The following is a 13,636-nucleotide window of genomic DNA, read 5'->3' as shown; positions in this document are numbered from 1 at the left end:
TGACTGTAGCAGTTTATCTTTGATATGGGTATCCAGACTGCCTAGTAGTCACTAATTTGTTAACAGTGACAAGATTTTGTTAAAAGTGACAACAATCTGTTAACAGTGACAAATAATTAGTGAATGTACATAAAGTCACAGACACTAATCTGTAGCTGTACAAATACAAAATGGACGTAACTGGATTCGAACCAGTGACCTCTACGATGTCAACGTAGCGCTCTAACCAACTGAGCTATACGTCCTTAACCACACAATTATCAATAGTAGCATATACTTCTTGGACAAGGCAAGACAAAAGACCAAATTAGGCGAACTCCATGCACCACCCGCTACGAATGAAAGAAAAAAGTCAACTCCTCTTCCCTCTTGCTTCCAGTAAAACTGCCTGATTTCCTGAAAAAGTCTTTAACTACTTCGTCGTCACCAATTATTTTTTTGGCACTTTATCACAATCTATATTTATGGTAGAGTAATTATGTCAAGGAGGTGAAAGTAAAGTGTTACACAAGGTTGTACAAGTCCGTTTATATCCGTCAGTTGAGCAAGAAATACAACTAGCGCAAACTTTTGGGTGTGCTAGATGGTGGTGGAATTATGCTCTGAATAAATCTATTGAGACTTACAAAGAGACGGGTAAAGGGCTTGGACGTGCTGCACTTAACGCATTTCTTCCTGCACTCAAAAAAGCTGAAGAGACGATGTGGTTATCTGATTGTTACAGCCAAGTTTTACAGGCTATAACACTTAACCTAACTACGGCGTACAAAAACTTTTTTGAGAAACGTGCTGGATTTCCTAAATTCAAATCTAGACACGGAAAACAGTCTATCCAGTATCCTCAAAACGTCAAGATTGTAGATGGCAATGTTAAACTTCCTGGCAATATTGGGATAGTCAAAGCCAAAATACACAGGACTATTGAGGGGAAAATTAAAACTGTTACTGTAAGCAAAACGCCTTCTGGTAAATATCTTGCATCTATCCTGACTGAGTTAGAGGGTGAAAACCCAATTATTTCAGAAGGTAAGATATATGGTATTGATCTAGGCTTGAAACATTTTGCTATTGTTACTGACGGTGAGAAAATCTCTAAATATGATAATCCTAAACACCTTGCCAAACATGAGAAAAATCTCAACCGTAAGCAAAAGAAATTAGCGCGTAAAGTAAAAGGGAGTAATTCGAGAAATAGATACAGAAAAGTTGTTGCTAAGGTGTACGAGCGAGTTAGTAATTCGCGGCAGGATTTTCTACATAAACTTAGTTATAAGTTGGTCAGCGATAGCCAAGCTGTCATAGTAGAAAATCTTAATGTCAAAGGCATGGTTCGTAATCACAAATTAGCGAAATCAATATCTGATGTTGGATGGGGGACATTCACTAACTTTTTAGCTTACAAACTGGAACGCAAAGGTGCAAAGTTTGTTGAAATTGATAGGTGGTTCCCCAGTTCCAAGCTCTGTCAAAAATGTTTCTACCAAATAGGTGAGATGCCATTAGATGTCCGTGAATGGACTTGTCCCCACTGCAATACTCACCATGACCGTGACGCGAACGCCGCGATAAACATTAGAGCAGAAGGAATCAGAATGATAAAGGCGGAAGGTTCAGCCGTCTCTGCTGTAGGAGGGGAGGTAAGTCCTACTCTTGGGCGAAAGTCTAAGTTTAGGCACTCCCCAATGATTACAGAAGCCCCAACTTCAACCGTACTCGGTAAGTTGGGGTAGTTCACACTTCTCGAATCCAAAATGCTAATCCTCCTCCACGACCACGAGCCGCAATGAAATCTTCCGTCACTAAAAAGAAGGCAAAGAAGGGTAATTTAGCTATGGGCTGGTTGTAGAAATCTTCTGTTTGAATTTGACCAGCACGGATTGGTCTGTTGTAAACAACACGACCAAACAGACTGATAAGCATCTGGTTAAAGTCAAACGCCAATAAATTTTTCTTACCTAAATATTGCACTGGCCCCGTGAGCTTCAATAAAACTGGGCCAAATTCAACCTGATTACTAATTTCGCCTTTATTTGAATCCTGTTGCAAAGTGGCATCAAAGGAAACATGGATTGCAATAAACTTGGGTACATACAAACCCTTGCCTAATAAAATTCCCCCACGCTTTCTCGCTTTCTTAGTGCCAGTAACAAAGCAAAGTTGCCATTTACCGACAAGAGACTCAAACGGATAATTCAACCGTTGCTGCTTGGCAGCTTTTTCTGCTTGTAGCAACGCAGTTACTAATATTTCAGCGCTAGGGCGTGTACCTCTCTCTCCTCGATAGGCAGCCGCAGCCTGGGATAGCATAGTCACAAAGTCAAATGTCGTTATAGATGTCAAGTTAGCCGTCATGAAGGCATTTTGGGTTTAACTATTTCTATTGCTTTCCTGATAAATTGTACCGTTTATCTGTTTTGTTTCCTTCTATCTGTAGGTATTTTATAAACAGGACTTACGCACTAGCTTGTAAAAGATTAGGGACAAATGAGCAATCATGAAACACCTTGAAGGTAAAGTGGCGTTGGTCACAGGTGCTACGCGGGGAATTGGTAGGGGAATTGCGATTGGACTTGGTGAAGCAGGTGCAACTGTATACATTACAGGTCGCAGCCTCAACAACTCTTCCAGTGATGCGGTTTCAGGAAGTCTTGGTGACACTCAATTAGCTATTGAGGAAGTCGGTGGTGTATGCATTCCCGTTCAAGTAGACCACAGCGACGATGAACAGGTACGTTTGCTGTTCGATCGCATTCAAGATGAGCAGGATGGACAACTCGACCTACTGGTAAATAATGCTTACTCAGGAGTTCAGGCATTAAGAGACGCTTATGGGCAGCCCTTTTGGGATTGCGAACCAGGTCTTTGGGATGCTAGTAACAATGTTGGTCTTCGTAGCCATTATGTTGCGAGTGTTTTTGCAGCCCGAATGATGACTAAGCGTAATTCTGGACTAATTTGCACCATTTCCTCGTGGGGCAGTATGTCTTATATTTTTAATACAGCTTATGGTGTTGGTAAAGCTGCTTGCGATCGCCTAGCTGCTGATATGGCTGTTGAGTTAAAGCCTTATAATGTTGCTTCTGTTTCAATTTGGCCGGGGATTGTTGGTACTGAGCTTTTTGCCCGTTTTGCTTCGGAAATGAATCAAACCAATGAGACTGACCAAAAAAACTCATTAATTAGCGTAGGCGTAGCCCGTCGTAGACATCGTTATAACTGGGAAACTCCCTTATTAACTGGACGGGTGATTGCTGCACTTGCTTGTGAGCCAAATGTTATCCGCCGTACAGGACGTGTGCAGATTGTTGCTGAACTGGCTAAGAAATATGGAATTGTCGATGAAAATGGCGATCAGCCTGCATCGCTACGTTCTCTACGTTTTGTGCTGCCAGCTGCATTGCCTGTACTAAGACAATACTCATGGCTCATACCTGATATTAAAGTGCCGTGGTCACTGCTATTATTGAATGCTCTCGGTTCGCCTAAAATTTAATTGGTATTGAGCATTGGGTATTGGGCATTGGGCATTGGGCATGGGGCATTGGGGCGTACATTTTTTAATGCAACAATGAGTCTTTGAACTGGATTAATCCATCTTTAATCCTCGTGAATGAGACTTTGAAATGGATTCATTCACCTTTAATCCTCGTGAATGAGTCTTTGAAATGGATTCATTCACCTTTAATCCTCGTGAATGAGTCTTTGAACTGGATTCATCCACCTTTAATCCTCGTGAATGAGTCTTTGAACTGGATTCATCCATCTTTGATCCTCGTGATTCAACATACCTTCAAAAAGCTTGATATCTCTTTCCTACTTAACTGCTCCTTGCTCCCTTCAAAGTAAACAAATTTTGTCGCTCTTTCACCAAACAAGCTATTTGGAATCATAAAACTTTGTATCCTAAATTAATAGGTCTTAATAGTTCTTTTAAAACTAGTGCAAGAAGATTTTAGGTTAATTGTTGATTTAGTTTTAGTTTTAGGCGTTGCAGCCTGTGGCGGATTACTGGCAGCACTTTTGCGACAACCCGTGCTGCTGGGGTATCTCATTGGCGGAATGATCATTGGGCCAGCCGGACTGGGATTGATTAAAGAACTTATTCAAGTAGAAACTCTGGCACAGTTCGGGGTTGCCTTTTTATTATTCGCTTTGGGTGTGGAATTTTCCTTTGCGGAACTCAAGAAGGTAAAAGCGATCGCTCTTGGTGGAGGTGGACTCCAGATTGCTCTGACGATTTTGGTTACAGTTTTAGTCTGTGGGCTAACAGGAGCCTGGGGAGCCTTACCTGCTAAGGGGATGTTTTTGGGGTGTATTCTGTCCTTGTCTTCTACAGCCGTTGTCCTCAAGTGCTTGATGGAGCGCAACGAAACAGAAACGCCTCACGGGCAAGTGATGCTAGGGATTTTGGTAGTCCAAGACTTGGCACTGGGACTCATGTTAGCAGTCTTACCAGCCCTCAACCAACCAGCAGAAACCATTGGTATCACCGTGCTAACAGCCCTAGCTTCGATTGGTTTATTTGCCGCTGGCGCAGTAGCAGCAGGAATTTGGCTGATACCACCTTTGTTGCGACTGTTAGCCCGGACTGAAAGCAAAGAACTATTTTTATTAGGGGTTGTAGCTTTATGTTTGGGCATTGCTCTGTTGACAGAGCATTTGGGACTGTCCATTGAAATGGGGGCATTTGTCGCCGGTTTGATGATTTCTGAGGTGGAGTATGCCGATCAAACTCTGACTTATGTCGAACCCCTGCGAGATATCTTTGCCAGTTTATTTTTTGCTGCCATTGGGATGTTAATTGACCCAGTGTTTTTGTGGAACAACCTGGAATTGATTTTGGGGTTGGTGACACTAGTTTTCGTTGGGAAATTTTTGATTATCACGCCCTTAGTGAAACTGTTCCGCTATCCTTTGAAAACAGCCATAATCGCGGGTTTGGGATTGGCGCAAATTGGGGAATTTTCCTTTGTTCTCGCTAGTGAAGGGCAGTCTTTGGGGCTGGTGTCCCGACAAATATACTTATTAATTTTGGGAACTACCGCAGTCACTCTCATGCTTACTCCCTTTGTATTGCGGTTAGTACCATTTTTATTTAACTTTGCTGAATCAATGCCTTGGTTGAAACCATACTTAGAGGAACAAGAGGCGCGAGATGTGTCGGAAGATTTGCCCTTCAAAGACCATGTGGTAGTCTGTGGCTATGGACGAGTCGGCAAAAATTTGGTGAAATTGTTGCTGCAACACGACCTACCTGTAGTAGTAATCGACCAATCAGAGAGTAGAATTCAGCAGTTGCGTGAGGCTGGGGTGTCTTATGTTTATGGCAATTGCGTCAGTTTACACGTTCTGGAAACTGCTGGCGTGAATCATGCCAAAGGAATGGCGATCGCACTTCCAGATCCCATGAGTACTCGTCTTTGCTTGAAACGCGCTTTGGAATTGCGCCCAGAATTAGATTTGGTTGTCCGTGCTACCCAGGATAAAAATATTGAGGTGCTGTATCAATTGGGAGCTAGGGAAGTTGTACAACCAGAGTTTGAAGCCAGCTTAGAAATGGCAACCTATTTATTAACTGGCTTAGGCTTGTTGTCGCCAGCTGTCGTCCAACGGGAAATGCAGCAAATCCGCAACGATCATTATTTAGATTTGCGCCCAGAGCTTTCTGCAACCGAAGTCGCCCGCGATTTGCGCCAAGCAACTCTCGATTTAAATCAGCGCTGGTATCCTCTCCCAGATAATTCGCCCTTAATTGGTATGAGCATAGAAGAAGCAGATATGCGCTACTTAACAGGAGCGAGTTTGATGGCAATTCGCCGCGCTAACGGCGATGAAATCGATTATCCCAGTAATCAAACCAGATTGGAAAAAGGCGATCGCTTACTGGTAGTGGGAGCAGATGAAGAACTGGCGGCTTTGGCAGAATTCGCTAAGGGACAAGCGGCTGTTCCCGGAGAAAATAGTGCTTGTCAGTGGGTTACAGTCAATGCAGATGCGCCAACACTAGGTAAAACCCTTGCAGATTTAGATATCGCCAAGCAATTTGGAGTACAGGTACAGGCGATCCGACGAGATGGCAAGTTTATCCGCTATCCTGATGGCGGCATGGATTTGCGAGTCGGCGACCAAGTATTGTTATGTGGTGGACTCACAGGTTTGAGTCAATTAGAGCAGCTATTTGCGATCGCCACTTCAATACCCCTGATCAAAAATCAAATATGAGTTCTATATCTAATTAGTACAATAGCGATCGCGACCCTTTTGTTTAGCATTGTAGAGTGCTTTATCGGCTGAAGCGATGAGTGTATCTGGCTTGATGTCGCAAGTGGGTATGACACAAGTAATACCCAAACTAAGGGTAACGATATTCTTGACATCAGACTGTGCATGGGGAATGGCCTGATCGTGGATTGCTTGTTGAATATTTTGTGCGACTTTGATTGATCCCGCTAAGTCAGTATTGGGGAGGAGTACCGAAAATTCTTCTCCACCATAACGCGCCACGAGATCAGCAGGACGATAAACTGTCTGTTGCACTGTTTGCGCTATTCTGATTAGACAATCATCGCCTCCAAGATGACCATAGTAGTCGTTGTAAGATTTGAATTTATCAACATCTAATAAAATCAGTGACAGGGGTTGTTGTTCTCGTGCAAGGCGTTTCCATTCTGCTTGCAGTCGTCCATCGAAGCAGCGACGGTTAGCCACCTGAGTCAAACCATCTAGATTTACCAGTTTTTCTAATTTCTGATTTGCATCTTCTGCTTTTTCTTTAGCAATTACTAATTCTGCTGTTCTCTCCTGTACCCGTTGTTCTAAAGTTTCAAAAGATGTTTGTAATTGAAGTGCCATGTTGTTAAACGATTTTGCCAGTTGCTCTATTTCGTCTTTTGAGCTAATTTTGGCGCGGATATCTAAGTTACCTGTGGTAAACTGGAAAACTATATTGGTAAGATAAATTATTGGCTTTGTTAGCAGTTGCCCAATGGCAAAAGCGATGATTGTAACTACTGAAGCGATAATTGCAAATAGAAACATTGCATCACGAATTTGCTTTTCTACAGGTGCTAGGGCAACAGCAAGAGGCTGTGCGAACAACACAGACCAAGGTTTATATTTTAAACGAGCGATCGCAATCAGATTAACCTGATTACCTGTTGCTGGCAAAGATGCAATTAAATACGATTGTTTATTATCCAATGCTTGCTTAAGCTTAAACTCATTAGTTGCTAATTCTTTGACAGGATAATTAGACAAACGCCCTTCCTGTTGCAGTTGAGTCACAACATCGTCAGGCAGAGGCACAATTGATTGAAAAAGCAGTTCTGGTGCAGCGCTGTGTGCCAAATAAATATTATTTTCATTTAAAAGAGTAGCAAATGATTTTGCCCCAGCCCGTTCAGTTTCTCTAGTTACTAATTGCTGAACAACAGTAGCATTGTATGAAACACGCAATACACCCAATATATCTCCCTTAGCATTGCGAACCGGACTGCTAAAAAAGATGGTAATAAGGTCAAGAATTGTTGGCGATTGCTTCATACTAGAAACAAAGGAAAACCCAGTTTGTAGCGGTTTTTTAAAATAATTTTGAACTGATTCATCTTTGCCAATATTCGCTGTTTGTGTATCCAATACATTTTTCCCGTTTAAGTCAAGCAAAGAGTATGAGAGAACATTGAGCATATCTTTGCGACTGAGACGGATTAATGTTTCTGTCGCCAATTGCATTTCGGGACTATCATCTCGCTGTTTTGGATTTAGGCTGAGGTAGCGTGCCAAACCTGGTAAAATCGCTTCTACACGCACGGCATTGAGATTTCCATCAATAAAAGCATCTATTCTGTTAGCAGTTTCGTTAGCCGCCGCAGATAGGGCTTGTTTCGCGTTGTCAGTTAGTGCTTTTTCAGTTGTCTGTTTGTTGATAAATGTCAATAACAGCAACGGAACCAAAGCAACAATGAGAAACGAGGCGATCAACTTTGTACGGATGCTGCTCAAAAGATAGCGCTGCATGGATTTAAACTAGGAGGGAGGGTTCAAGAAGGAAGAATTGAACAAGTTTTTTAGTTCAGGAATCCGATTCATGTTTCCAGAGCGAATAAAAAAGTCTGCGTATATCTTGGCAGTTTTGTAGATAGAATTAGGGTTGCTAGATTGAAATAATTTTTGATTTTCACTTAAATCAGTTAGGTTTACTCCCTCCAGAGAGATTGTATTGCTAGGAATTTTTAACGCTTTGCTGATGATAGCGTTTCCTTCCTGAACATTTGCTTTCCAGTAACTCGCGGCTTGCAGCCATCCTCGCACAAATGCACGAATATCTTCGGGGCGATCGCGAATTGTTTCACCGCGAAAGATAATCAAATCTAAAATCAAGCCAGGGGTTTTTTTACTGGTAAATAGGATATGTCCCCCTAATTTCATAGCTTCAAAAAGATGGGGTTCCCAAGTGTGTCCGGCTTGGATAGTATTATTTTTCAGGCGTTGAGGAATTTCTGAAGCCTCTAATTTAACCAAGTTAACATCATCGCTGGTTAAGTTAGCAGTTTTCAACATTTCAGTCACAAAAACTTCGCTAAAACCGCCTAGATTTGCACCGAGCTTTTTCCCTTTCAAGTCAGTGATCGTTTTAATTTTTGGTTGGGTGACTATTACATCTGCTCCTGTTGATTCATCTATAACGATCACGCCTTGCATATCTGGATTTGTGGCGCTCAAGATTATAAAACTTCCTAATGCCAATGAAATACCATCATACTTACCCGCACTGAAATTTGCTTGTTCCAATTGGATGTATCGTTTATGAATTAGTTCTACATCTACCCCTTGGGCTTTGAAGAACCCTTTTTCTTGAGCAATGATGCCTGGATACTCCCCAACAAAATATCCAAATGGTATTTTCAAGGGAGGGCGTTTTAATTCGGTCGGTGTCCAAGCATGACACGCAAATAGCAAACAGACAACAATGAGAAAAATGCTAACGTATCTGAGAAGTTTAAACATAGAATATTTGATATTTTTTTATTGATTGGAAAATCAAATATTCAGATTAATTAATTGCTGAAATTAAAATTTATAGATAACTTCCGTTTACATTTAGATTAAAAACTTCTTTTTTAGAAATGTTTATTATTAATTATATAGCAAAAATTATTATTTGCTTCTAAAGCAGCTTATAGAATTGATTAGACATATAAATTAGCTTATCAGATGTTAAATAATTTTATTCTGTATATTCAAAATTTGAATAATCATTTTCAGCAAATATATATTTGACATCTAAATGCTTTTTAATGTATAAAGTGCTATACTTTACAAAAAAATACATAGAAAATCATCAAACTCGGCTGAAAGAACGATCGCTTTCTCTTCTTGTAAAACACACGCCGTTAAAGTGATCGCAGCCTTAGCATTGCCCTTGGTAGTAATTTAACAGGTGGGGATGCAGGTAGATTGCTGAGAGCGGTTTGAGCGCTACCCAGCAATAAAAGGCAACTTTTCCTAACTTGTTTTCGGCTTGATGTATGCGATCGCTTGTTTCCAAACAGTGCTTTGCTGACTGTTTTCATCAGCAATACAGATACACTGTGGGTCTTGCCATAAAACCTTTCCTGTCAACACATCACCAGTCAGCAGCTTTAATTCCACTGGCGTTGTTTGTTTAATCAGGTTTTGGACTTGTCTAATACTGGGTAAAGTGGTGTCAAATTCGGTAAGCATTTTTAGTAAAGATGAACCTACAAGGCAAAATAAAGAGTAACTAATCCTTGATAATTCATCCTTGAAGAAATGGCAATCGAATTTACTAAGTATCATGGTCTAGGCAACGACTTTATTTTGATTGACAATCGCTCGTCATCCTTGCCTGTAGTGACTCCAGAGCAAGCCATCAAGTTGTGCGATCGCCACTTTGGCATCGGTGCTGATGGTGTAATTTTTGCCCTACCTGGAGAAAACGGCACTGACTACACCATGCGGATTTTTAATTCCGATGGTTCAGAACCAGAAATGTGTGGCAATGGTATTCGTTGTTTAGCTGGCTTTTTGGCAGATTTAGAAGGGGAATCCCGGAATAAAGATTCATATCGGATTCATACTTTGGGTGGTGTAATGACTCCCCAACTCTTATCTGATGGTCAAGTTAAAGTAGACATGGGTTTACCCAGGTTACTCGCTAGTGAAATTCCGACTAATCTTGCACCCGCCCAAGAAAAAGTAATTTCTCAGCCGTTGGAGGTGGCGGGGAAAACTTGGGATGTCACGTGTGTAAATATGGGAAATCCTCACTGCATTACCTTTGTGGAAGATGTCGCAGCAATTGAATTAGAAAGCATCGGCCCAAAATTTGAGCATCACCCAGCTTTTCCCCAACGCATAAATACCGAATTTATTCAAGTAGTACGCCGTGACTATTTGAAAATGCGGGTGTGGGAACGGGGTGCTGGGATTACATTAGCTTGTGGGACTGGTGCTTGCGCTTCTTTAGTGGCTGGAGTGTTAACTGGAAAATGCGATCGCACCGCGACTATAGAATTACCGGGTGGCCCCTTGGAAATTGAGTGGTCAGAATTAGACCAACGAGTTTATATGACAGGCCCGGCTGAGAAGGTATTTACAGGTAAACTGTAACCGACATAATTACAAATTGTTTTTGAGGGTTTGTAGTAAGGACTTTAGTCCTTATTTTCTAAGCACTAAAGTGCTTACTACGAACTTGTTAAGATTCACTTTCTGCTGGAGATTGGATGGGTGGACTAACGCTAGATCGGATAGATTCTTTATTAGAAATTGCTAGATATATACCCCCTAAAATTAGAGCTAATCCTAACAAGTTAAAAATACTCAAGTTTTCCGAGAAAAGTATCCAAGCAAGAACAGCAACAATCACTGGATTGAGTAACAACAGCAAAGAGATAAATCCTGAAGAAAAAGTTTTCAGGCTGTATACAATTAGGCCATGCCCCAATGCTTCACAAATAGCAGCTAGGGCAAATACTACTAACCACCCCGATAAAGTAACTGGGAAAACTTGTTTTTCAAAGATTAGGACTACTGGAATCATCAATGAAGTTGCGATCACGCAGCGCCAAACGAGGATGGTAATAATTGAGAACTTATTGCGGATTTGCTCGATAAGTAAAAAGTTTGCTGCATAAAATATAGATGACATCAGGGCAACTGCATCACCTGTAAAATTATTATTAGAGCGTAATAAATCTTCAAACCCAACTGCGATCGCACCCACTATTGCTAATATCAGACCGAGAATAAATTTGCGTCCAAAAATTTGATTAAAAAATAGCCATCCTCCTAATGTAGTAAATAGCGGATTCAGACTACCTAACGCATTAGCATTAGCAGCACCAGTTTGAGTTAGCGACCAAGTCCAAGATAATCTACCGATTACATGTACTAGACCCACTGCTATTAAGAAAGCTATCTCTTTGATTGGATAACGCTGCTGTGGTAATACAGGTTCATCGTCTTTAATCTGAGTCCGGGCTTGGTTAATTCCACTCCATAATCCAAAGATAATGGTCGCTATCCATAAGCGATTAAATAATGTAGCAACAGCGCTCATTTCGTTAACAGCAATTTTAATAAATATTGCTGTTGAAGATAAAGCTAATAATGCAATTATTACTGTGATTATCGGCAGGATGTTTGAAGCTTTATCAGGTTTTTCTTCTGTTAGGCTTAATTTATTTTCTACCATTTAATTTATATTTATTAAACAAACTGCCAAGTACAAAGGAGCAATCATTAAGTGCAAGTTTAGGGAGACTTGGTATTACCATTACTTAGGTAGTAGTGCCATAGAAGTCTTGCAGCTACCGCTCGCCAGGGTCGCCAGTGCTGTGTCATTGCTTCGAGTTGTGCTGGTGTTGGGCGTGTCGCCAATTTTTTGAGTTTGTGTAATGCGATCGCGATCGCTAAATCGCCTTTAGGAAAGACATCAGGACGTTGCAGCACCATGAGCAAATAAATATCAACTGTCCAGTCTCCGATACCTTTGAGACGCTTTAACTCTGTTCTGATAGTAGTTTCGTGCATTCTTTCCAGCTTGGTTAGATCAAGCTGACCACTTGCGATCGCATTCGCCAACCCACGACAGTATAGAATCTTTTGCCGACTGAATCCAATTCCTCTTAATTGAGCATCATCCAATATTAGAAAGTTTTCTGGCGTTAGAGTTACAACCACGCCACATAATCGGTTAAATACAGCTTTTGCAGCTGCTAAGGAAACTTGTTGTTCCAGAATTATGCACAGAAGCGTTGCAAAACCTGGTTCTCTTGACCAGATTGGTGGAGGCCCCAGTGTCTCTAAAATCCGAGCCAAATCGCTGTCAAGATTGGCAAGCACCATTAAACCACGGGTTAGACTTTCTTCAGTTAACGATTCTAGTTCAGGTGTTTGAGTCATCTTTGAGAAATTTCGATTCTTGTGTAAGCAGTTTTTGTTTGCGCTCAATTCCCCAGTGATAACCGCCAAGACTGCCATCACTCCGCAGCACACGGTGACACGGTACAATCAGCGCTGTTGGATTAGCTCCACAAGCATTTGCCACCGCGCGGACTGCTTCGGGTTTGGCAATATCACGGGCAATATCGGTATATGTGCGCGTTTCGCCATGAGGAATTTTTTGTAATGCTTGCCAAACCTGTTTCTGAAATGCTGTCCCACGGACATCAAGTGGTAAATCGAGATGTGTTTTATCTCCCGCAATCAAGTCGAGGATTGCTTGTATCCAGTCGTTGTGTGTGTGGTCATCACGCATGATGTGCGCTTGGTGAAATTCTTGATTCAAAATGTCTTCAAGCTTGTCTGCTTCATCACCTAGTTTAACGGCGCAAATACCCTTCTCTGTTGTTGCCACCAGCAAATATCCTAGTAGACATGGAGCGATCGCATAGACAATGCTGATTGTCTTTCCAGCTTGTTGGTAAATCTTTGGTGTCATTCCCAGTTGCTTAGGTGCTTTCTCATACAATTGGCTACTTGAACCATACCCCGTATCGTAAACTACATCAGCAATTTCTTCCCCTAACTGGAGACGCTGTTTTAATCGTTGGCTACGCAGCGCATCTGCATATTGAAAAGGGGATACGCCAATTATCTGCTTAAATATTCTTTGCAGATAACTGGGACTCATTTCCACCTGAGAGGATAATTCTGAGAGAGTTGGAATGTAGTCAACTTGTGCTTCAATGTATCGACATACTGCTAAAACTTTCGCTTTGGCTGTAATTGGAACTATTTCAGATTGTGGCTGACAGCGCTTACAAGGTCGAAAACCTGCAATTTCAGCATCTTGTACCGACTGGAAAAAACAAACTTGATTCCGATTCGGTCTGCGACTAGGGCAAATAGGTCGGCAATAAATGCCTGTAGAGCGAACACCATAAAAAAGCTTACCTTCAAAAGTGGGATCTCGATTGAGAACTGCTTGCCAGAGCGTTTCTTCTAAAAGTTGTGTCTGTTGTAATTGCATTCATGTCTCCTCTACCCTTTCTGGTAAGTGAAGGGGCGATCGCTACGGACTCAGCTTGATATAGCGGTTATCGACCCAGTAAAGTACAATTTTGACCTCTCTCCAAACCTCTCTCCTAAAAGGAGAGAGGCTTTGAAT

Annotated in this window: 11 protein-coding genes and 1 tRNA gene; 4 read left to right on the top strand and 8 right to left on the bottom strand. The window is 41.5% G+C overall.

Going from position 1 to position 13,636, the window contains the following annotated elements:
* Positions 1 to 171 precede the first annotated feature (171 nt).
* Positions 172 to 245 (bottom strand) — tRNA-Val (locus tag HUN01_RS19195).
* Positions 246 to 500: 255 nt separating this feature from the next.
* Between HUN01_RS19195 and HUN01_RS19190 the strand changes: the two genes are divergently transcribed.
* Positions 501 to 1,730: an RNA-guided endonuclease InsQ/TnpB family protein gene (locus tag HUN01_RS19190; RefSeq protein ID WP_181927534.1), complete on the top strand. Its 1,230-nt coding sequence runs from the start codon at positions 501 to 503 to the stop codon at positions 1,728 to 1,730.
* A 1-nt stretch (position 1,731) separates the two neighbouring features.
* Here the strand turns inward: HUN01_RS19190 and HUN01_RS19185 are convergent, their stop codons facing one another.
* A complete protein-coding gene (locus HUN01_RS19185) occupies positions 1,732 to 2,352 on the bottom strand; it encodes a hypothetical protein (protein ID WP_181927533.1) in 621 nt (206 codons plus the stop codon).
* A 142-nt stretch (positions 2,353 to 2,494) separates the two neighbouring features.
* On the opposite strand from HUN01_RS19185, the gene HUN01_RS19180 reads away from it, so the two are divergent.
* Positions 2,495 to 3,493 carry an SDR family NAD(P)-dependent oxidoreductase gene (locus HUN01_RS19180; RefSeq protein ID WP_181927532.1) on the top strand — a complete coding sequence of 333 codons (999 nt, stop codon included), beginning with the start codon at positions 2,495 to 2,497 and terminating at the stop codon, positions 3,491 to 3,493.
* A 446-nt stretch (positions 3,494 to 3,939) separates the two neighbouring features.
* Positions 3,940 to 6,222 carry a cation:proton antiporter domain-containing protein gene (locus HUN01_RS19175; RefSeq protein WP_181927531.1) on the top strand — a complete coding sequence of 761 codons (2,283 nt, stop codon included), beginning with the start codon at positions 3,940 to 3,942 and terminating at the stop codon, positions 6,220 to 6,222.
* Positions 6,223 to 6,231: 9 nt separating this feature from the next.
* On the opposite strand, the gene HUN01_RS19170 is transcribed toward HUN01_RS19175, so the two are convergent.
* From HUN01_RS19170 to HUN01_RS19160, 3 genes are all read right to left on the bottom strand, one after another.
* Entirely contained in the window at positions 6,232 to 8,016 is a 1,785-nt protein-coding gene (locus HUN01_RS19170) for a diguanylate cyclase domain-containing protein (RefSeq protein WP_181927530.1), read from the bottom strand.
* 9 nt (positions 8,017 to 8,025) lie between these two features.
* Positions 8,026 to 9,006: an ABC transporter substrate-binding protein gene (locus HUN01_RS19165; RefSeq protein ID WP_181927529.1), complete on the bottom strand. Its 981-nt coding sequence runs from the start codon at positions 9,004 to 9,006 to the stop codon at positions 8,026 to 8,028.
* A gap of 498 nt (positions 9,007 to 9,504) precedes the next feature.
* The gene (locus tag HUN01_RS19160; RefSeq protein WP_181927528.1) at positions 9,505 to 9,723 is read right to left on the bottom strand and encodes an Hfq-related RNA-binding protein; all 219 of its coding nucleotides are present in this window, start codon (positions 9,721 to 9,723) and stop codon (positions 9,505 to 9,507) included.
* A 69-nt stretch (positions 9,724 to 9,792) separates the two neighbouring features.
* Here HUN01_RS19160 and dapF point away from each other — a divergent pair, with 69 nt between their 5' ends.
* A complete protein-coding gene (gene dapF, locus HUN01_RS19155; RefSeq protein ID WP_181927527.1) occupies positions 9,793 to 10,632 on the top strand; it encodes a diaminopimelate epimerase in 840 nt (279 codons plus the stop codon).
* A gap of 88 nt (positions 10,633 to 10,720) precedes the next feature.
* Here dapF and HUN01_RS19150 read toward each other — a convergent pair whose 3' ends face one another.
* The 3 genes from HUN01_RS19150 to ada are packed head-to-tail and all read right to left on the bottom strand — an operon-like array spanning position 10,721 to position 13,498.
* The gene (locus HUN01_RS19150; protein ID WP_181927526.1) at positions 10,721 to 11,719 is read right to left on the bottom strand and encodes a DMT family transporter; all 999 of its coding nucleotides are present in this window, start codon (positions 11,717 to 11,719) and stop codon (positions 10,721 to 10,723) included.
* A 59-nt stretch (positions 11,720 to 11,778) separates the two neighbouring features.
* The gene (locus HUN01_RS19145; protein ID WP_181927525.1) at positions 11,779 to 12,429 is read right to left on the bottom strand and encodes a DNA-3-methyladenine glycosylase family protein; all 651 of its coding nucleotides are present in this window, start codon (positions 12,427 to 12,429) and stop codon (positions 11,779 to 11,781) included.
* Positions 12,413 to 13,498 (bottom strand): bifunctional DNA-binding transcriptional regulator/O6-methylguanine-DNA methyltransferase Ada, encoded by a 1,086-nt coding sequence (gene ada, locus HUN01_RS19140; RefSeq protein ID WP_181927524.1) that lies wholly within the window; start codon positions 13,496 to 13,498, stop codon positions 12,413 to 12,415. Before ada ends, HUN01_RS19145 begins: the two co-directional genes overlap by 17 nt.
* Between the last annotated feature and the right edge of the window lie 138 nt (positions 13,499 to 13,636).

Source organism: Nostoc edaphicum CCNP1411 (assembly GCF_014023275.1).
Lineage (GTDB): Bacteria > Cyanobacteriota > Cyanobacteriia > Cyanobacteriales > Nostocaceae > Nostoc > Nostoc edaphicum_A.
Note: the sequence above shows the minus strand (reverse complement) of the source record. Positions and strands in the feature narration are given on the sequence as shown.